The organism is Sphingobacterium hotanense (assembly GCF_008274825.1).
In the GTDB taxonomy this organism is placed as follows: domain Bacteria; phylum Bacteroidota; class Bacteroidia; order Sphingobacteriales; family Sphingobacteriaceae; genus Sphingobacterium; species Sphingobacterium hotanense.
Genome location: NZ_CP030848.1, coordinates 4,447,093 through 4,466,745, shown reverse-complemented (window position 1 = coordinate 4,466,745; position 19,653 = coordinate 4,447,093). Strand labels below are relative to the sequence as shown.

Annotated in this window: 21 protein-coding genes; 17 read left to right on the top strand and 4 right to left on the bottom strand. The window is 41.7% G+C overall.

Going from position 1 to position 19,653, the window contains the following annotated elements; all coding sequences use genetic code 11:
• Positions 1–170 precede the first annotated feature (170 nt).
• The 6 genes from DSM08_RS18865 (at position 171) to DSM08_RS18840 (ending at position 6,857) form a co-directional block, all read left to right on the top strand.
• Positions 171–3,470 (top strand): S41 family peptidase, encoded by a 3,300-nt coding sequence (locus tag DSM08_RS18865; RefSeq protein WP_149527586.1) that lies wholly within the window; start codon positions 171–173, stop codon positions 3,468–3,470.
• Positions 3,471–3,535: 65 nt separating this feature from the next.
• The gene (locus tag DSM08_RS18860) at positions 3,536–4,249 is read left to right on the top strand and encodes a DsbA family oxidoreductase (RefSeq protein WP_149527585.1); all 714 of its coding nucleotides are present in this window, start codon (positions 3,536–3,538) and stop codon (positions 4,247–4,249) included.
• 14 nt (positions 4,250–4,263) lie between these two features.
• Positions 4,264–5,193: a CPBP family intramembrane glutamic endopeptidase gene (locus tag DSM08_RS18855; protein WP_149527584.1), complete on the top strand. Its 930-nt coding sequence runs from the start codon at positions 4,264–4,266 to the stop codon at positions 5,191–5,193.
• Positions 5,174–5,401, top strand: a complete 228-nt coding sequence (locus tag DSM08_RS18850) for a putative signal transducing protein (RefSeq protein WP_149527583.1) — start codon at positions 5,174–5,176, stop codon at positions 5,399–5,401. The genes DSM08_RS18855 and DSM08_RS18850 overlap by 20 nt, the downstream gene beginning before the upstream one ends.
• Positions 5,391–6,188 (top strand): phosphatidate cytidylyltransferase, encoded by a 798-nt coding sequence (locus DSM08_RS18845; RefSeq protein ID WP_149527582.1) that lies wholly within the window; start codon positions 5,391–5,393, stop codon positions 6,186–6,188. Before DSM08_RS18850 ends, DSM08_RS18845 begins: the two co-directional genes overlap by 11 nt.
• Positions 6,189–6,194: 6 nt before the next feature.
• Positions 6,195–6,857 (top strand): DUF2461 domain-containing protein, encoded by a 663-nt coding sequence (locus tag DSM08_RS18840; protein ID WP_149527581.1) that lies wholly within the window; start codon positions 6,195–6,197, stop codon positions 6,855–6,857.
• Here the strand turns inward: DSM08_RS18840 and DSM08_RS18835 are convergent.
• Entirely contained in the window at positions 6,851–8,047 is a 1,197-nt protein-coding gene (locus DSM08_RS18835) for an anhydro-N-acetylmuramic acid kinase (protein ID WP_149527580.1), read from the bottom strand. The two genes, DSM08_RS18840 and DSM08_RS18835, sit on opposite strands and share 7 nt — an antisense overlap.
• Positions 8,048–8,120: 73 nt before the next feature.
• Here DSM08_RS18835 and gcvH point away from each other — a divergent pair, with 73 nt between their 5' ends.
• Positions 8,121–8,501, top strand: coding sequence for a glycine cleavage system protein GcvH (gene gcvH / locus DSM08_RS18830; protein WP_149527579.1), 381 nt, complete (start codon positions 8,121–8,123; stop codon positions 8,499–8,501).
• 66 nt (positions 8,502–8,567) lie between these two features.
• On the opposite strand, the gene DSM08_RS18825 is transcribed toward gcvH, so the two are convergent.
• The 3 genes from DSM08_RS18825 to mqnB form a co-directional block, all read right to left on the bottom strand.
• Positions 8,568–9,314: a DUF6263 family protein gene (locus DSM08_RS18825; protein WP_149527578.1), complete on the bottom strand. Its 747-nt coding sequence runs from the start codon at positions 9,312–9,314 to the stop codon at positions 8,568–8,570.
• Positions 9,315–9,815: 501 nt separating this feature from the next.
• Positions 9,816–10,802 carry a pyruvate dehydrogenase complex E1 component subunit beta gene (locus tag DSM08_RS18820; protein ID WP_149527577.1) on the bottom strand — a complete coding sequence of 329 codons (987 nt, stop codon included), beginning with the start codon at positions 10,800–10,802 and terminating at the stop codon, positions 9,816–9,818.
• 120 nt (positions 10,803–10,922) lie between these two features.
• Positions 10,923–11,549, bottom strand: a complete 627-nt coding sequence (mqnB, locus tag DSM08_RS18815; protein ID WP_149527576.1) for a futalosine hydrolase — start codon at positions 11,547–11,549, stop codon at positions 10,923–10,925.
• A 52-nt stretch (positions 11,550–11,601) separates the two neighbouring features.
• On the opposite strand from mqnB, the gene DSM08_RS18810 reads away from it, so the two are divergent.
• The 10 genes from DSM08_RS18810 (at position 11,602) to DSM08_RS18765 (ending at position 19,603) form a co-directional block, all read left to right on the top strand.
• Positions 11,602–12,015 carry a 6-pyruvoyl trahydropterin synthase family protein gene (locus tag DSM08_RS18810; protein WP_149527575.1) on the top strand — a complete coding sequence of 138 codons (414 nt, stop codon included), beginning with the start codon at positions 11,602–11,604 and terminating at the stop codon, positions 12,013–12,015.
• Positions 12,016–12,041: 26 nt separating this feature from the next.
• Positions 12,042–12,665 carry a GTP cyclohydrolase I FolE gene (gene folE, locus DSM08_RS18805; protein ID WP_149527574.1) on the top strand — a complete coding sequence of 208 codons (624 nt, stop codon included), beginning with the start codon at positions 12,042–12,044 and terminating at the stop codon, positions 12,663–12,665.
• A gap of 141 nt (positions 12,666–12,806) precedes the next feature.
• Positions 12,807–13,442 (top strand): O-methyltransferase, encoded by a 636-nt coding sequence (locus DSM08_RS18800; RefSeq protein ID WP_149527573.1) that lies wholly within the window; start codon positions 12,807–12,809, stop codon positions 13,440–13,442.
• 48 nt (positions 13,443–13,490) lie between these two features.
• Positions 13,491–13,970 (top strand): glucosaminidase domain-containing protein, encoded by a 480-nt coding sequence (locus tag DSM08_RS18795; protein WP_246172366.1) that lies wholly within the window; start codon positions 13,491–13,493, stop codon positions 13,968–13,970.
• A gap of 13 nt (positions 13,971–13,983) precedes the next feature.
• Entirely contained in the window at positions 13,984–14,832 is an 849-nt protein-coding gene (locus DSM08_RS18790; protein ID WP_149527571.1) for a glucosaminidase domain-containing protein, read from the top strand.
• Positions 14,833–14,900: 68 nt separating this feature from the next.
• Positions 14,901–15,662: a hypothetical protein gene (locus tag DSM08_RS18785; RefSeq protein WP_149527570.1), complete on the top strand. Its 762-nt coding sequence runs from the start codon at positions 14,901–14,903 to the stop codon at positions 15,660–15,662.
• 1 nt (position 15,663) lies between these two features.
• Positions 15,664–16,710 carry a DUF3078 domain-containing protein gene (locus DSM08_RS18780; RefSeq protein ID WP_246172365.1) on the top strand — a complete coding sequence of 349 codons (1,047 nt, stop codon included), beginning with the start codon at positions 15,664–15,666 and terminating at the stop codon, positions 16,708–16,710.
• A gap of 5 nt (positions 16,711–16,715) precedes the next feature.
• Positions 16,716–17,642 (top strand): N-acetylmuramoyl-L-alanine amidase, encoded by a 927-nt coding sequence (locus DSM08_RS18775; protein WP_149527568.1) that lies wholly within the window; start codon positions 16,716–16,718, stop codon positions 17,640–17,642.
• A gap of 83 nt (positions 17,643–17,725) precedes the next feature.
• On the top strand, positions 17,726–18,319 hold the full coding sequence (locus DSM08_RS18770) for an RNA polymerase sigma factor (protein WP_149527567.1): 594 nt from the start codon (positions 17,726–17,728) through the stop codon (positions 18,317–18,319).
• 102 nt (positions 18,320–18,421) lie between these two features.
• Positions 18,422–19,603: a FecR family protein gene (locus tag DSM08_RS18765; RefSeq protein ID WP_149527566.1), complete on the top strand. Its 1,182-nt coding sequence runs from the start codon at positions 18,422–18,424 to the stop codon at positions 19,601–19,603.
• The last annotated feature ends 50 nt before the right edge of the window (positions 19,604–19,653 follow it).

The window sequence follows — 19,653 nt, the reverse complement described above, 5'->3', positions numbered from 1 at the left end:
TTGTGTTGTAACATGTTCGATATGCGGATTGTTGTAACAACCTTTTTGGTTTCTTTGCGATATAATGAGCGATGAAGTTTCTTGATTGCGCTTGCTCACAGATACTTTCAGAAAAAATAAGTTTATATTAGAGAAATTTTTAACCCAATTTTTGACTACCAATTGAATATATGCTAAAGAATCTATTCACTCTGCTTGCCTTGTCAGCAAGTCAGATTAGTTTTGCTCAATCGACAAACGAAACTCTTCTATTACGACATCCCACAATCAGCGATCAACATGTAGCCTTCGTTTATGGTGGTGATATTTGGATTGCTGAGAAAAACGGTCAACATCCGAGACGCTTAACTGTCAACCCTGCGGTCGAGCGAAATCCTATTTTCTCGCCAGATGGTAGCCAGATTGCCTTTACAGGGAACTATGACGGGAATACCGATGTATATGTTATTTCCATACATGGTGGCGAACCGAAAAGGATTACTAGCCATCCGTCTGCTGATGTGGTTCGGGGTTGGTTATCTAACGATGAGGTTTATTTCACGACGGCTAGAGAGTTTGACTATTCTTTAGGCAGCCGGTTGTATAAATCTAAATTGGATGGAGCATTGGATCTACCTTTAATGATGCCGGAGGCTTCTCAAGGCGCTCCTTCTCCGGATGGACGTTATTGGGCTTATATCAAAAATACCGACCCTACAGAGCGTGATGCTGTGGCTTTCAAGCGCTATAGAGGTGGAGGCATGCCATCCATTTGGATCTTTGATACTAAAACAAAGGACATTCAGGTTGTTCCGGGCGAAAGATGTAATGATGTTAAACCGATCTGGATGGGTGATAAGGTGTATTTTCTATCTGATCGCGATAAAATCGTCAACATATTCAGCTACGATGTCAAAACTAAGAAGGTTGAGAAATTAACTAGCTTTACAGATTACGATGTCCGCACATTACAGGGCAGGGGCAATGAACTCGTTTTTGAGCAAGCCGGCAAAATACATCTGTTGAATACAAGCACTAAAGAAAACCAATCTCTTGCTATACAATTAAACGCTGATGCTGTTTATAAACGACCACATTACGTTGAAATGAACAATGCTATCCGCGGCTGGAATATTTCACCGACGGGTCAGCGCGCATTATTCGAATCCAGAGGCGAGATCTTCACCGTGCCTAAAGAAAAGGGTGATGCTCGGAACATTTCTAATTCACCGGGCTCTCATGAGCGATATCCTGCATGGTCGCCGAATGGAAAGTGGATATCCTACCTTTCTGATAAGAACGGTCGCTACGAACTTGTGCTTCGCGATCAGAAGGCCATGGACGAGCCAACTTATATCAAACTAGGCGATTCAAACTTCTATTTTCAGCCCGTTTGGTCTCCCGATAGTAAGAAGCTGTTCTTCAATGACGCGCATCTGAACTTGTATTATGTGGATATCGACTCTAAGCAAATTACGAAGATTGCAGACGATTATTTGGGTTCTCATACCGGCAGAAGCTACAATCCTTTCCAACCTAGTTGGTCTTTTGATTCCAAACTTATCGCGTATAGCAAAGTCTTGAATAATGGCGTCAATGCAATATTCATCTATCATTTAGATAGCAAGCAATCGCAGCAAATAACTGATGGTATGAGTGCTGTGAGCCAGCCTACCTTTACTCGCGACGGCAAATACTTAGTCTTTAATGCAAGTACGAACATCGGTTTAACGAATAGTGGTCTTCACATGACGGCCTACGATCGTCGGCCAGAATATAATGCGTATGCTTTTATCCTTTCCAGCGACAGCCCTTCTATCTTTAAAAATGAAAGTGATGAGGAGACGGTAAAAACCGATGTGCCAGTGAAAGAAGAAGATAAGAAGGAGAAAGAAACAGCTAAGAAGAAGGGTAGCAAGAAAGAGTCAACCGACAAGTCAAAAACTGAAGACAAGGCGACTGATAAAGTGAAGCCCGTTAAAGTGGATTATGCGAACATCAACAACAGAATCATTGCACTCCCAATTCCTGCAGGCGCTTACAACTTCAATGGAAATGTAGAAAACACACTCTTATACGTTCGAAACGGAAGTTTAATAGCATTTGATCTCAACAAATTAGAAGAGAAAACGTTGGTAGATAAACTAGGAAGCTATGCGGTATCTGCTGATGGAAAGCAAATGCTATATAGCACCCGCCAGGGATATTATATCGTCAATGCCGGCCATAAACCTGCTGGCGAATCAGGCAAATTGAAGATGGAGAATATCAAGCTTCAAGTAGATCCTGCTGCCGAATGGAATCAGATTTTCAACGAGGTTTGGGCGATGCAGAAGGAGTTCTTCTATGTAGAGAATATGCACGGCGTGGATTGGAATGCTGTGAAAGCGAAATATGAGAAATTCCTGCCTTATGTAAATCACCGTTCCGACCTAGGATACCTATTGAATGAAATGATGGGCGAGATGGTCGTAGGACATAATTACATTATGCCTGGCGATGAGCCTTCGGCACCATCCGTGTCTGCGGGAGTTTTAGGCGCAGATTATGCGATCGAAAACAATAGATATAAAATCAAACGTATCTACAACCGTATGGACTGGAACCCTGAGTTTAAAGCACCGTTGGCAGAACCGGGTTTAAATATTCGCGAAGGCATGTATATTCTTGCGGTAAATGGCAAAGAACTGACTTCGGATATCGATATCTATAGCCTGTTTGATTTTACTGTAGGCAAGCAGATCTATTTAAAGGTGAATGACAAACCTAGCCTATCAGGAGCTAAAGACGTTATTGTACGCCCTATTTCCTTCTCGAATGAGGTCGCCTTGCGCAGACAACATTGGGTAGAGCGCAATAGAAAGAAAGTAGATGAGTTAAGCAATGGGCAAATAGCTTACGTTTATATGCCGAATACCGGAAGAGAAGGATACACTTCCTTCAACCGTTATTATTTCTCGCAAATGGACAAAAAAGCCCTGCTACTCGACGAACGTAATAATGGGGGCGGATCGGTAGCCGATTATGTCATCGACCTATTATCACGTGAGCTGATTGCCGGTTGGGGAATTCGCGACGGAAAGAGCTTTACGACACCGGGCAACGGTATTTTCGGTCCGAAAGCCATGCTCATCAATGAAAATGCGGGGTCTGGTGGTGATATGATGCCATACATGTTCCGTTTCAAAAACTTAGGTAAACTAGTGGGACGCACAACCATGGGAATCCTAGTTGGTATCTCCGGATACCCTCCGCTACTAGATGGTGGAAGTGTTACCTCGCCTAACTTTGGTGTTTTCGACTTAAATGGAAATTACATCATAGAAAACGAAGGGGTGGCTCCAGACATCTTTGTCGAGCAAATGCCTAAAGACCTATTGGAAGGAAGAGATCCGCAGTTAGAACGCACCGTACAGCTGTTATTAGAGGAAATGAAAACCTATCCATATAAAGAACTCAAGAAACCAGCGGATCCAATCCGTGTAAACTAAATGGAAAGCCCCGGCAAAAAGCTGGGGCTTTTTCGTTTAATGCCATTAAAACAGTATTTTTGACTATGCTTATAGAAATTTGGTCGGATATCATGTGCCCCTTTTGTTATATTGGGAAGCATCATTTTGAAAAAGCTTTAGCTTCTGTTGATTTTGCAAATCAAATAAAAGTAGCCTATAAAAGCTATCAATTAAACCCAGAAACTCACTTTACACCCGGAGAAACGGTGTATTCTATGCTGAGTAAATCAAAAGGGATGCCGATAGAACAGGCCAAAGAAATGACCTCTCATGTTGTCAAAATGGCTAAGGAAACTGGTCTTACTATAGATTTCGACAGCAATATCCCTGCAAATACATTTAAGTCACATATCTTAATCCACTTTGCCGAAAATAAAGGGAAAGCTAGTGATATGAAAGAACGTCTTTTCGGGGCTCATTTTGTTTCTGGATTAAATATCGAAAATGACGATGTTTTACTACAAGTCGGCGAGTCATTAGGTTTCTCAGCAGAAGAAATTAAAGATGCACTAAGCTCAGAGCAATATGCATACGCAGTAAAACAAGACATCAAAGAGGCGCAACACATCGGTATTCGCGGGGTACCGTTTTACCTTTTCGACCGTAAATATGCAGTTTCCGGAGCACAGCCCGTTGCGTCCTTCGTTGAAGTGCTTGAGAAAAGCTTCAGCGAATGGAAAGCCAATAACCCAGGAATCCAAATGTTAAATGACCAGGATGGTGATGCAAGCTGCGGACCTGATGGCTGTACTTTCTAAGTAGCAATAAGTATATGAACGCCGCCAAACCACATTCGCCATGGCTTTCCCTAGTGACCTTGCTAGGCTTTACCTTTGTAGGAGCATTAGCTTCGCAGATCGTTGTCATTGTCCTTTTTGCCCTATTCTCCGGAAAATTTGATATCACTTCGCTCGGTAACCCACTTAGTTTAGCTGAATCCAACCGTAGTTTGCTCTACCTGCTATTAGCAAGTAGCAGCTTAGGCACCTTCCTCTTTCCTGCGGTGCTATTGCAACGGCTAGAAAGAGAACAGTTCGATTACTTTCCTTCCAGAAATAGCCGATTGAATCTATTTCTCGGATTAAGCTTTCTTTTCCTTTTAGCGGCAAGTCCGATTATGGAACTCATCAGCCGATGGAATATGGAAATGAGCTTGCCGGAGAGTCTTGTCGGCATTGAAACCTGGATGCGCACGCAAGAAGATGCGATGGCAGACCTGACCAAGAGCTTGGTCATGGTCGATAGCCCGAAATGGTTAATGGTCAATATCTTGGTTATGGCTGTAATACCCGCCATTGTGGAGGAGTTTTTTTTCCGCGGAGCCTTACAGAATATCTGTTATCGAATATTCGACAACCAACATGCCGCCATCTGGATCACCGCAATTATCTTCTCAGCGATCCACGTTCAGTTCTTTGGTTTTTTCCCACGGATGATCCTCGGATTGATATTCGGATATGCCTTTGTGTGGACCAAAAATATATGGGTTCCGGTATTTGCCCATTTCGTGAATAATGCCACAGTAACCATCATTGCCTATACCTTCCATAAACAAGGAAAGACATACGACGACCTGCAATCTGCAGACGTTTATTCACCGATCATATACTTCACGAGCTTTATCGCGGCCTTATTGATCGGTTACTATTTTTATAAAAAGTCACAAGAACTAAAAAGATTAGATGAATCCGAATTGGACTAAAGTAAAAGTTTTTACGAATCCGCTGCAGGCGGAAATCGTAAAACAGATGTTGGTAGAAAACAATATCCCCGCTGTGGTATTAAATAAGCAAGATTCTTCCTATCATTTTGGATTGGTAGAACTCTATGTAGATAATGAGCATACCTTGGAAGCGACAGCACTTATGGATAGTTTTAACGATGAAGAATTACTAAGCAATGAAGACTAGAGCAATAACAGGACTCTTTTTTGTGATTGCGTTGGTGTTAGCAACCCTATTGAATCAGTATGTCTTCGTGGCGTTTTTTAGTTTGATCGGGGTGTTTGCAGCACGCGAATTCTTTGTCATTTGCAGAACAGAAGAAACAAAACCATTGATGGCGCTTGGTCTGGGCACTGCTGCAGTATTGGCATTATTGGTTTCTTTATATCTATTGGGGCAAATTGATGTAGAATACCTATGGCTCATTTTACCATTATTCTCCTTTATTTTCATTGCCTCTCTGTTTTTAAAACGAGATAAGCCCTTTCATGATATTGCATACACTTATCTTGGAATTTGGTATGGCGCAATACCTTTTTTATTCTTTATCGCATTGGGTTTTGTTCAAGGAAGCTTCAACCCCTACATTCCTCTAGGGTTCTTAATTATTCTTTGGGCAAACGATACAGGAGCCTATTTATCGGGTAGAGCTTTTGGCAAGACCAAACTATTCGAACGTATTAGCCCGAACAAAACTTGGGAAGGCTTTATCGGAGGCGTTGCATTGGCAGTGCTGATCGCATTAAATCTGGAGCAGTATTTTGGTTCTTTGACCAAGATGCAGTGGGGGAGCGTCGCGCTGATCATTTCGGTATTCGGTACGCTGGGCGACCTGGTAGAATCCATGCTGAAGCGCAGTCTCGGAATTAAGGATTCCGGACAGATACTCCCTGGCCATGGCGGCTTCTTAGACCGTTTCGACGGACTTTTAATTGCCGCACCATTAGTGTTTCTCTTACTCTTATTTATTTAGACGCACATGAAAATCGAAAAGGCAAGCTTTGATTTCTTAGTAAGCTTAAAGGAAAATAACAACAGAGAGTGGTTCCAAGAGCATAAGGCAGCATACGATGCTGCACACAACAATGTCATTGAATTTATTGAGGCAATTATTCAACGATTAGCCGATCTAGATCCCCATATACATACCGATATTTCGGCGAAGAAGTGCTTGTTCCGCATCTACCGCGATGTTCGTTTTTCTAAGAATAAGGATCCTTATAAGTCCTGGTTTGCCGCCGGAATTTCCGTAGACGGAAGAAAGCTCGCGGGCCCGGAATATTATATACATATTGCTCCCGAAGACACTTTCTTAGCTGTTGGCTATTGGCGCCCCGAAAAACAGCACTTAGAAGCCATAAGACAGGAGATTGATTATAACGCGAAGGATTTGTTCGAATCGCTAGAAAAGGGCGGCTGGAAGCCTGAAAACATGTCGAGCGAAGACAAGCTGAGCAGACCACCCGCGGGCTATGCTGCCGATCACGAGCATATTGACATACTAAAACACCGCAGTTTTATTCTATCCAAGAATATCAGTCGCAAAGACATGGAATCTAACAAAGCCCTAGATATCGTGATCAAATCATACGAAAGCATGATTCCCTTCAAGCAGTTTATCCATACTGCATTAGATCAATAGGGAAGGCTGATTTTCCCCATACATACCGCTGGAGAGTCTTTGATGGAAGTCACGTTATTCGGATCTCCGGCCAATGTTTCATTGGCTAGCACCGCAAAAAGACAGGCTTCTTTCGCGTCGGGATCCAATCCCAATTGTAGGAAAGAGGATACTGCATTCGGGAAAGCTGCTTTCAGTTGTTTCATAAGCATAGGATTGTGCAAGCCCCCACCGCTTACATAGACCTTTATGTTTTCTAAGCCTTCGATTGCCCTTTTAATACCCTCTATCATTGTTTCAGCAGAAAATGTGTTCAACGTGGCCATGATATCCGCATGGGAGAAATCTTGATTAGAATGTAAATCTTCCAGACAAAGGCTCAAGTAGTCTAAGTTGAACAGTTCTGGACCGGTTGTTTTCGGGAAAGGAAGGGCCAAAAAGTTATGGCTTATTAAACGTTTCAATAGATTAGGATCTGCTTTGCCTGATAGAGCGAGTTCAGCATCTAAATCCATCTCCTTCCCAAAATGGTGAAATATATACTGATTCATCATGGTATTACCCGGTCCTAAATCTGTAGCATAAGCTTCCAAGCCGGTTCCGACCTGTGGTAAGAACGTAAAATTAGAGATACCGCCAATATTCAATAATATCCTGTGCTCATCGGGAGAGCTAAATAAAAGATAATCGCCATAGGCCGCCAAAGGAGCTCCTTCGCCGCCTGCAGCCAAATGCTTCTGTCGGAAGTCGCTTAAGGTAATGATGCCCGTACGTACTGCAAAATGATCGCCATCGCCAATCTGTAGCGTAGAATTGGGCAAGCGGTTGTCGCCGGTAAGTGACTGTGGCGCGTGAAATACGGTTTGTCCATGACTAGCAATCGCGTCGATTTCTTCCGGATCAATACCCCATTCGGTTAGGGCATCTAGGATAAGACGCGCATGGACCTCAGCGACGTAAGCGTTAAGCCCACAAAGTACCTGATGATCTATCTCGCGTTTCGCAAACACCTGACGGACCCATTCTCTGAACTCGTCTTCATAAGGCATCGTTGTAAAGTGAAGAAGCGATAATTCGGTTGAAGTGCCGGAGCCGGCAATTCTACACAAGGCAATATCTAAACCATCCAACGAAGTTCCGGACATCAAACCGATAATTAAACGCTCTTCCTTTTGGCTTATTTTCGCCAGCTTAACGATACTCTTATTCATACGATAAAAATACATTTAAATTTGTAATCTCCTTTCTTAATCCTATTTTTGGGGAAATACAAAAATTAAAAACATGAATTTTCCTTCTGAATTAAAATACACCAAAGATCACGAATGGATTCGTGTGGAAGGTGATGAAGCTGTTATCGGTATTACAGACTTCGCACAACGCGAATTAGGAGATATCGTATTCGTAGATATCAATACAGTGGGTGAAGAAGTAGCAGCGAACGAAGTATTCGGTACTATTGAAGCGGTGAAAACTGTATCTGACTTATTTATCCCAGTTACAGCGACAATCTTAGAAGTAAACGATGCGATCGATGCATCTCCTGAATTAGTAAATTCGGATCCTTACGGTGAAGGTTGGATTATCCGTGTGAAATTGAACAATGCTGCAGATGTTGATGCATTATTAACAGCAGATCAATACAAATCAGAAATCAACGCTTAATCTTAAGCGAAATCCATAAAAAAAGCCCGATTGCTTGCAATCGGGCTTTTTCTTTATCTAAGTACCTTACGGGGTTACAGTGATGTTCATTTCAATAACCACCTTTTGTCCTTGCGCATCCATATCCATTTTCATATTAGCGCCTTTGGTATAGTGGGTTTTCTCGTCCAATACATATTTCGAAGTGAATGATCCAATCTTCTCGTCAGTCGGCGTGAAAACATCGCCTGTAGACTCGATGATATATCCTTCAGCATCTTTACCTACATACTTGTTCAATGCTTTGATTTTCGTTTGTTTGCTATCGATCTCCGAATTCCAAGTGTCTCCAGGATTTACCGCACCGTCAGGGTAGCTCGCTGTCATCCCCATGTTCTCCATCGACTGCCCGGCAGGTGTATCCACTCCTTCAGGCATCGCTACATCCACCAGTTTTCCTTTCTCTGAGATAGTCATCACAGTCTTCTTGCCGATTAATTTTTCCATCTCCGCAGCCAGCATTTTTGCCATAGGATCGTCTGAAGGATTTTCGGAATCATATGACATCGTCATCATCCCCGCGTCCATATCCATCTTAATAGCGTCTGTTACGGACTCAAATACATAATTGCCACCCTCTTTCTTAATCCCTGTAACAGTATTTTTCATGTTCATGTCCATGATTAAGCTTTGCTCTCCTTCCACATCCGTTTTCATGATGGTCGTTTGCTTAAAAGACTTATTTAGAGGAATATTGATTTTAAATTCAACTTGTTGCGCTTTAGTATATAATGCAGCAGATGATAGTAAGAATAATACGAATAGTTTTTTCATAGTTTATGTTTTGTCTACAATGTTAGTGTTATATGCTTAAATTTATAGAATGCTCTAAAGTACATAAAAAAATAAGTAATTGAACCGCTACCTAGCCAGGCATCTACAAATATTTAACTTCCTATGAGTACATCCCCTTTTAAGGTCATATCAAAACCCTATCACAACCCTTGGAAGCGGGTCTGAAATGGTTATACATAGGGTTTGAATTGGGGAGTAATGTTTTTTTGTCGTAGTTGGTAGTTAGATTTTGATGTGAGATATAAAACATTAGAGTATGCTCGGCTCGTTTTTGAACCTTTGGTTTAGAATGAGAAGATTGTTTTGAACCAAGAAAGGAAGGATTTAAAGATTCGCAGGATCAAGGTCATCCTTGCATCCTTCCTTTCCTGGAATTCAAATACAGCATATTCTAATGTCTAAAATCTAATATCTAACGTCTAAATAAACCAAAAAGAGCTGCCCATTTGGGCAGCTCTTTTTGGTTTATTTAAATATTTTTTACTTTTTAACGTAAGATACTTCTTTCACCGCTTTTACAACTTTAGCGATGCTAGGAAGTGATGCTTCTACTAATGTAGGAGCGTATCCTAGAGGTACATCTGCAGATGTAACGCGGATAACTGGAGCGTCTAAGTAGTCGAAAGCGTGTTTTTGAACGTGGAAAGTAATTTCTGAAGAAATTGAAGCGATAGGCCATGCTTCTTCAACAATTACTAAACGGTTTGTTTTCTTTACAGATTCGATGATTGCTGGGAAGTCAATTGGACGAACTGAACGTAAGTCGATTAATTCAGCATTGATACCTTCCTTCGCTAGTTCTTCTACCGCAGGGATTACTACGCGAGGAACCATTTTACCGAAAGAAACGATTGTAACGTCTGTACCTTCTTTTACTAAGTTTGCTTTTCCGATAGGTAAGTAATACTCTTCTTCAGGAACTTGACCTTTATCACCATACATAACCTCAGACTCCATAAAGATTACTGGATCTGGATCGATGATCGATGATTTTAAAAGACCTTTTGCGTCATATGGGTTTGAAGGAACTACAACTTTAAGTCCTGGAGTGTTTGCAAACCAGTTCTCGAAGTTTTGAGAGTGCTGAGCCGCTAATTGACCCGCATTTCCTGTAGGACCTCTAAATACGATTGGACAGCTGAATTGACCACCGCTCATTTGGTGAATCTTTGCAGCAGCATTGATAACTTGGTCGATAGCTACTAAAGAGAAGTTGAATGTCATGAATTCAACAATTGGTTTTAAACCATTCATAGCAGCACCAACACCAATACCTGCGAAACCAAGCTCAGCGATAGGTGTGTCAATAACACGTTTAGCACCAAATTCATCAAGCATACCTTGACTTACTTTGTAAGCACCGTTATATTCAGCGACTTCCTCGCCCATTAAAAAAATTGTTTCATCTTTACGCATCTCTTCGTTCATTGCTTCGCGAAGCGCTTCTCTGAATTGTATTTCTCTCATCAGTGTTAGGAATAGTGTCTTTTTAAGATATGCAAAAATACTATATTTTCTCAATAATTAGCACGAACACATGTACTATTTTCGAGGGACACGTATCGTTCATCGCAAATAATCACAATATTATGACCTATGTTGGAGGATAAATTCCCGCAACCAGCGGTTCAATTTGCTTAGTGCATCAGGAATGTTCCAGTTTTTTGTGTTTCGGGGTTCTACATGATTGGAGATGGATCGAACCTGAATGGCCGGCACATTGGCTTGCGTTGCGCAGTAGAAAAAAGCGGCGCCTTCCATGCTTTCAATGGTTTGGGTGCTTAACGTATGGTTAAGCTCGCTGATGGACTGTTCACTGCCGTGCACTTTGTTGACAGAGATGCCTTCAACAGCATCCAATTGCGTATATACTGGAGGGAGCTGCATTTCGGGCAATACAGCGTGAAAGCTGGAGTGTCCAAACCCTAGTGTCTCGATCGAAACAAAGTTGCCCTTGTCCTCAGCTCCGAATTGATATATCTGGTCTTTCGTAACCCGAACAAGGTCGCCCAGCGATCGCGAAGGGTCGAATGTGCCTGCAATGCCGACGTTGACGAGCAGATCATAGGATTCACTAGCTAAACGTTGTCCTAGCGCGAATGCTGTTGCGGTCATACCGACGCCAGTAATCAGATAATCAACCTGATACTCTTGTAAAAAGGGGATGGATTCTGCTATTTCGAATTCGGTTGCTGCGACGATAAGAATTTTCATATGTCTAAATGGATGCACGCTAAATTACATTAAATAACGCTATCTTTGTACTATGATTTATATAACACGACGCGAACGATTTAACGCTGCCCATAAATTGCATAGAGAAGACTGGACTCCGGAAGAAAATGAACGAGTTTTCGGGATCTGTGCAAACCCTAATTGGCATGGCCATAACTATGATCTGTTTGTTACCGTTAAGGGCGAGATAAACCCAGAAACCGGGTTCTTGATCGACCTTAAGTTGATGAAAGAAATCATTAACACGCAGATTATCGATAAACTGGATCATAAGAACATTAACCTCGATGTTGACTTTATGAAAGACAAGATGGCTTCGACGGAAGTGATTGCAATGGAAATCTTCCATATCCTGAAACCTCACTTTGCAAAGGAAAATGTAACGCTTCATGCCATTCGTTTGCACGAAACGGAAAATAACTCGGTCGAATACTTCGGCGATTAATTCATCATTAGTTTAAAGGAAAGAATATGCACGATTTTGACGAAGCAGAACAAGACGGCTATATCAAAATAGATCAATACAACGAAAAACATGTGGAGCGCATTGCAAACCACTATAAAGATATATTAGACGCCTTAGGTGAAGACCCGAACCGCGAAGGCTTGGTGAAAACACCGGAGCGCGTGGCGAAGGCATTGCAATTTTTGACACACGGTTATGACATCGACGCTTCGGAAGTATTGCGTAGTGCGATGTTTGCAGAGGAATACAGTCAGATGGTCGTCGTGAAGGACATCGAAGTGTATTCGATGTGTGAGCATCATATGCTTCCATTCTTCGGGAAAGCGCATATCGCGTATATTCCAAATGGTCATATTGTAGGGTTGAGCAAGATTCCACGTATCGTGGATGTGTTCGCTCGCAGATTGCAGGTACAAGAGCGCTTAACCAATGAGATTCGCGACTGTATTCAGGATACCTTGAAGCCAGCTGGTGTTGCTGTCGTTATCGAATGTAAGCACATGTGTATGGCGATGCGTGGCGTACAGAAACAAAACTCGGTGACTACCACATCCGCTTTTACCGGCGCGTTTCAAAATGATGTAACGAGATCGGAGTTTTTACGCTTAATTACGGCATCTTTGGACTAAAAGTCTACGAATAAAATACTTGTTAAAACCGCTTTAAAAGCGGTTTTTTTGTTTTCCCGTTACCGTGTAACACTTTGATTATTAAGTGTTTAAATAAAAAATCATTGTTTTATAAAAACTAAATTTTTACCTTTGCGCAGTATGTTTGAAGAATTTGAGCGTCTAAATTCCTATTTGGAAGATACTACCGATGAGGAAAATGCGTTGTTAAAAAGGGTCAATCGAGAGACATATCTTAAGGAGACCATGCCGCATATGTTGTCGGGACATTACCAAGGAAGGGTGCTGTCCATGCTTAGCAAATTGGTACAACCTACATTGGCGCTTGAAATAGGAACATTCACCGGCTATGCTACGATTTGCTTAGCGGAGGGATTGGCAGAAGGAGGCGTTTTACATACCATAGATATCAACGAAGAGCAGCTAGAGCGCGTTCAGGGTTATTTTGAACAGTCGGATTATGCATCGCAAATCGTTTATCATATCGGAGACGCTGCGGAGGTTATCCCAACAATCGATGGTCAGTTTGACTTGATATTTATAGATGCTGATAAGAAACGCAATCTATATTACTTTCAGGAGCTTATTGATCGCGTGAAGACTGGAGGCTTGATATTAATAGACAATGTCTTATGGAAAGGCAAGGTTTTTGATGATAAGCCGGACAGTCAGACAAAACAAGTTATTGAATTAAACAAAACACTGGCGAGTGATAATCGGGTAGAAAAATTGATTCTTCCCATACGTGACGGGCTTTTTGTGCTACGCAAAAAGTAGTGTTAAACTAAAAACAGGTTTATGCTAAAACATTGTAGAAAGATTTTTATGGTATGTATACTTACCGTAATTACAACTTTAAGCTTGCATGCGCAAGACTACACAACAAAATCGTATATAGCGAAGCACAGCACAGATGCGCAACGCTTAATGCGAGAAACAGGGGTTCCAGCATCAGTAATACTAGCTGTAGCCATCCATGAAAGTGCTTACGGCAATAGCCGTATCGCTAAGTACCTAAATAACCATTTCGGGATTAAGGGAAAAAACAATAGTACGAAGATTCGTTCTGCTTATAAAGGCTATGGTTCAGTGTTAGACTCTTACAGAGATTTCGTTGGGCTATTGCAAAGAAGAAAGGCTACCAAACCTTTGTTCGATAAGCATGAATCAGACGACTATAAATCTTGGGTGAAAGGGATTGCAAGATCTGGCTATTCGGAAACCGGAGATTGGTCGCGTAAGGTGATTTCTACGATCGATAGATACAACTTAGAAAAATACGACGAAAAGATAAATCTGAATTAATCGTACTTAACGAATGACAAAGAGATTGATGTTGGCCAGTTTAATATTGGCCATATTTTTTGTTTCATGTGGAACGAAACGCTCTACGGTATTACAGAAACCGGGTTCTAACAAGGGGACAACCCATCGCCCCAATGGTTCTGGAAATGCTGGAAACAAGGGTGCTGTATCCATGACCGGTTTAGCCTATATCGATCGATATAAGGGCATTGCCATCGAAGAAATGAATAAGTATGGTATTCCTGCAAGTATTAAGCTAGCGCAGGCGCTATTGGAATCGGGCAATGGAAACTCCTACCTAGCGGTCAATGCAAACAATCACTTCGGTATCAAGTGCGGCGGCTCCTGGACAGGCCGCTCCGTAACCCGACCTGACGATGCAGTCAATGATTGCTTCCGCGTATATAACAATCCTGAACAATCATTTAAAGACCATTCTCAATTCTTGCTAAGAAAGCGATATGAGTCTCTCTTTACGTTGAAAAAAGACGATTATAAAGGCTGGGCACGCGGGCTGAAGGCGGCAGGCTATGCTACTAACCCTCGATATCCGGAGCTGCTCATCGATTTAATCGAGCGCTATAATCTACAGCGGTATGATGTGGCAGAAAGACCTATCGAAGTAATTGCCAGAGCAGAACGGGTAGAAGAAATTATCGAAGAAAAGAAAGTAGAAGAGCCACAAGTGCAGGCCGAGGAAATCAAAAAGCCGGTGGCCATGCAGATCTATGAGGTGAAAGCCTCCGACACACTAACAAATATTGCCAGCAGATATCAGACCACGGTTGCCGCATTGAAAGAAATGAATGGCTTATCGGGAGATAGCGTCTATGTTGGGCAGCTTCTAGTCGTATCAAAATAGTTACACGGCTCATTAAAAGATGTTAAATATTAGCAACCTATTCTTCTAAGACGTAGTTTTGGTATTAGATGAAAAACCTAATAGCATTACTTTTTTTAATTTTAGTTTCTTTATCTAGCGACCTATACGCCCAAACTTCGGTGTCTGGTATTGTTTATGATAGAGAGTCTAAGCAACGCTTGGGAGAGGTACAAATTAAAAACTTAAGCACTAACGTACTGCTATTTAACGATTCGCGCGGAGAGTTCAATATCAAGGCGCAATCCGGCGATCGGATATCAATCCGTAAATTAGGTTATGTTGGCGATACATTGACGTTTACGAATCAACAAGCATTGATTATTAACTTAACGCCTGCTGTGAAGCGAATTGACCCCGTACAGGTATATGGTCGTCGCTCGCCGGATGATGTATTGAAAGAGATAAAAAGAGACTATAAAAAGGCTTTTGATCTGGCACAGCCGAAGGACTATTTTACGGTCGGACCGACTGGCGCCGGGGTTAGTATTGATGCGCTGTATAGTTTGGTAAGCCGGGAAGCAAAGAATGCAAGGCGCTTCACCCAGCATATCGAAAGGATACACGAAGAGAATATCGTTGATTTTTATTTTTCACCTGATTTAGTGCGCTCGTTGACAGATCTTGAGGGTGAGCAATTGCAGGTTTATATGCGCTTGTTTCGGCCTTCATACGAGTTTATCTCGAAGGCGAACCACTATCAACTGGTTCAATATATAAAAAGTAAGTACGAAGTGTTTAAACTACACCCAAATTTGCGACCTTTGCGTGAGTTGCCTGATATAAAGCTGGATGTTAATCAAAAAAAATAATATGAAGATAAAATTCTACCTTTTACCATTTTTTCTTTTGATGCTTGGGTTTACCGTAGCATATGCGCAGGATTTGAAGGATTTGCGCGTCAGACCCGACACGACAATCAATGAAAACAAAGCAGGACAAGCGTTGAATGTTAAGAATATTAATGTTCCTATTCCGAAGTTGGATTTAGAAGTGAACTACTGGAAACATTGGAGCAAGATTGGAATCAACTTTAACCAAGCCGCTTTTAGCGAAAACTGGAAGCTGGGGGGTATCAACTCTTGGGCTATCATGGGCTTAATATGGCACAAATCAGACTATACAAAGAATAATTTCAACTTTACTACCGAGATTGACCTGAAGTATGGTAAGATCAGAAACGAAGGTCAACTGGCAAAGCCTAACAATGACCGTGTGTTCTGGGATAATAAGCTTTCCTACAAATTGTCGAAAAGCTGGGCGATCTATACCTCGTTCACTTTCGAGTCGCAGTTTGACAGTCGCTATACCTATGCGAAGGGTGCTGATGGTCAGGACTCGATCACCGGTGTTGTTTCTGCGTTCATGTCGCCAGGATATTTTACAGAATCCCTGGGTTTGGAGTATAAGCCAGATAATACATTCTCGTTACGTTTTGGTACGGGTACAGCACGCCAGACCATTATTTTGGATGAAAGAATTAAGCCAAGATCTGCGGAGGCTTATTTCCAACGCTATGGGGTTTACCCAAATCCTAAGGATCATAGCAAAGGAACCGGCGAGAAATATGGTGTGGAAGAGGGTAAGAACTTTAAAAATGAGCTGGCCTTCCAGCTTACAGCGAATTTAGATCGTAATCTGACAAAGAATCTAAATCTGAAAGCGCGTTATAACTTATTTGCTGATTATGAGGATATGAACGATCCAGCACACCGCTTGGACGCAACCTTTTCAGCAAAAGTAACCTCATTAATAAATGTATCCTTAAGTGGTACAATGCTTTACGATTCGGCGATGGATGGAGCGGTACAGTGGAATCAAGCTTTGGCAGTAGGTTTGCTTCTTAACTTACCAAAATAGATTGGATGTTGAATATAAAACAGTTTTTGGTAGTAGGAGTTGGGTTAGTTTTCTTGGTTGCTTGTTCACCAGCCAAGAAAACAACCGTCTTACAAAACCCACAAACTGCCGTTATAAAGCCTTCTGAGGCTATAGAAAATACAGTTATCCCGAAAGATACTGTATCGCTGAATGAGCAGATTACCCAACAGGCGAATCAGCAGAATCAAATCGATCCGAATGCTCCATTAAGTCCGGAGGAGCAAGCAAAACAGCTTTTTACGACTGGTATTCATAAGGAATACGATTTCGCGCAAGCGATGCATTATGATTGGAGGAAGCCTTCCTACGTCATGATTCATCATACTTCCCAAAATAGCACAGCACAGACTATCCGTACCTTTCAGCTGCCGCATACCAAAGTGAGCAGCCATTATGTAATCGGTCGCGATGGGCGGGTTGTGCAGATGCTGAACGATTATATGCGTGGCTGGCATGCCGGAAGAGGGAAATGGGGACAGATTACGGATATGAACTCCGTGTCGATTGGAATCGAGCTCGACAACAATGGTTTCGACGCTTTCCCAGAGCCGCAAATTAACGCCCTGCTGACCCTATTGGATACGCTAAAGACTAGATACACTATTCCGCAATTAAACTTCATTGGACACAGCGATTTCGCGCCAGGCAGAAAGGATGACCCGAATGTGTTATTCCCATGGGATAAACTAGCGGCACGTGGATTTGGAATTTGGTTCAATGAATCTTACTTAATGCCTGCCCCAGCGACATTCAACCCTATCGATGCGCTTAAGTTGATGGGCTATGATATGAAGAATCAAAGTGCAGTAATCCGAGCTTTTAAGAAGAAGTATGTGAGGACGGATCTGAGTCCGGTTCTGACGGATAGGGATAAGGCAATTATATACGATTTGTATAAGAAGTATTATTAGAATTTGCTCCTTTCTTTCTCATTTACCTATTCGCATTATTACTCCCTGTTTATTCTTTCTTAAAATTTGGGTAATATTGAAATGTGAAATCATCATCAAAATACGAGAATGAGCTTGATTTGTTAGCGCAGTTTAAACGAGGAGAAGTCTCTGCGTTTGAGATCATATTTAAGATGAATTATCCTGCGCTCTGTTTGTTCTTAACAAAAATGGGAATTGAGCGTTTTCAAGCGGAAGAAATAGCCCATGACATCTTCTTAAAACTTTGGGATAAGTGCGGTAATTTCGACTCCTTAGATAGCGTTCGTGCTTTTCTGTATATTTCTTCCAAGAATGCTGCCCTTAATTTCTTAGATAAAACAAAGCGACTTCAGAAAAAAGAGGAGACTTTTCTGGCACAGCAGGAATGGACAGAATTCTCTGTGGAAGCGCAAGTTGTTTATCTGGAAACACTGAAAGTGATCCAAGAAAACATTGAATCGCTGCCTGAGCAGTGTAAGAAAGTGATGCAAATGCTTGTTTTTGACGGGCTTGAGCCGCAGGAAGTAGCGGATCAATTAGGAATCTCCAGAGGTACTGTCTATTCTCAGAAAGCGCGAGGGATTGCACTTCTCAAAGAAAGACTATCCTTTGATCAATTCTTACTATTTCTTTTCATTTTACAATATTCGCTTTAATATTCTAAAATTTATTCGTCTATATATCAGTTAATTACAAATTAATTGAGTTTCTTTTTGTAGATGATATCTTGAATTTCTGTTTCTATATTAGAATCGGTTATGAACACTCTGCCAAAACATATAGTCGCTATTCTCGCGGCCCGCTCTTTGGGTCAGCTCTCCAATCGTCAACAATTGGAACTAGATGTCTGGTTATTGGAAAATCCCGAAAATGAGAAGCTATTGGCTTATATGGACATAGTGAAAAGAGTGCCACAAGATCTTACCGAGCTTAGTCTTTATTCATCGGATGATGCCTGGAAAAAGCAATTGGAGAAATTTTCTGCAAATGCGGGGAGTTCATCGAAGCCCCTTGCTATTAAGCGACTATTTACCTGGGCATCAGCTGTAGCAGCAGTATTGATTGTCTCGTTTGCATTATATCTATTCTACGGAAAAGAGCATGAACCAGTCCAAGAACAGGTTCACTTAATTAAGCCCGGCGGAAACAAGGCAACACTAACGCTAGCAAATGGAGAGCAAATCATCCTTTCAGAATCTGAGTCGAAAGTGATTGTTGATACAGCAATTCAATATGAAGATGGCCATAAGGCGAATAGCGATCTGCGAGGGTCACGCATTACTTCCTTTGCGTTAAATACTCCAAAAGGAGGACAATATCGAATGCGCATGCCAGACGGCACAGAGGTCTGGTTGAACTCAGAAACGGAATTAAAATATCGGGAAACAGAGGATGCTCGGTATGTTGATTTAGAAGGAGAAGCCTATTTCCATGTTTCGACGATTAAGATTGGTGAAGAAGGCGGGCCCATGCGTAAGAAACCGTTTTTCGTTTCTACGAGAAATCAACGTATAGAGGTGTTGGGAACACAGTTCAATGTTAAATCCTTTGCGAATGATAGAACCACTGCTACAACGCTTGTTGAGGGCAGTGTAGATGTGAAGACTGAGAAACAATCTTTGCGATTAACTCCGGGAGAGCAGGCATTAACCTCGCGTGGTAATACCCTGAAGCAAAAGGCAAATTTAAGCTCCGTTCTAGGGTGGAAACAAGGGGAATTTGTATTCTCTAGTGAAAGCCTATTAGAAATTACGAAACAACTGGAGCGATGGTATAATGTTGAGTTTGAGTGGGAGAGCAAAGCATTGGCTTCCCAACGATTTGAAGCGATGGTGTCAAAGAATCTGGAAATTCGAGAAATACTCACGCTGTTAGAAATAACAGGAAAAGTAAAGTTTAAGTATAAAGGAAATAAGATTTTGATAACGAAAAATAAATAGCAAAAATCAAAAAAGCAGAGACGATTGCGGCGTCCCTGCTGGTTGGTCTA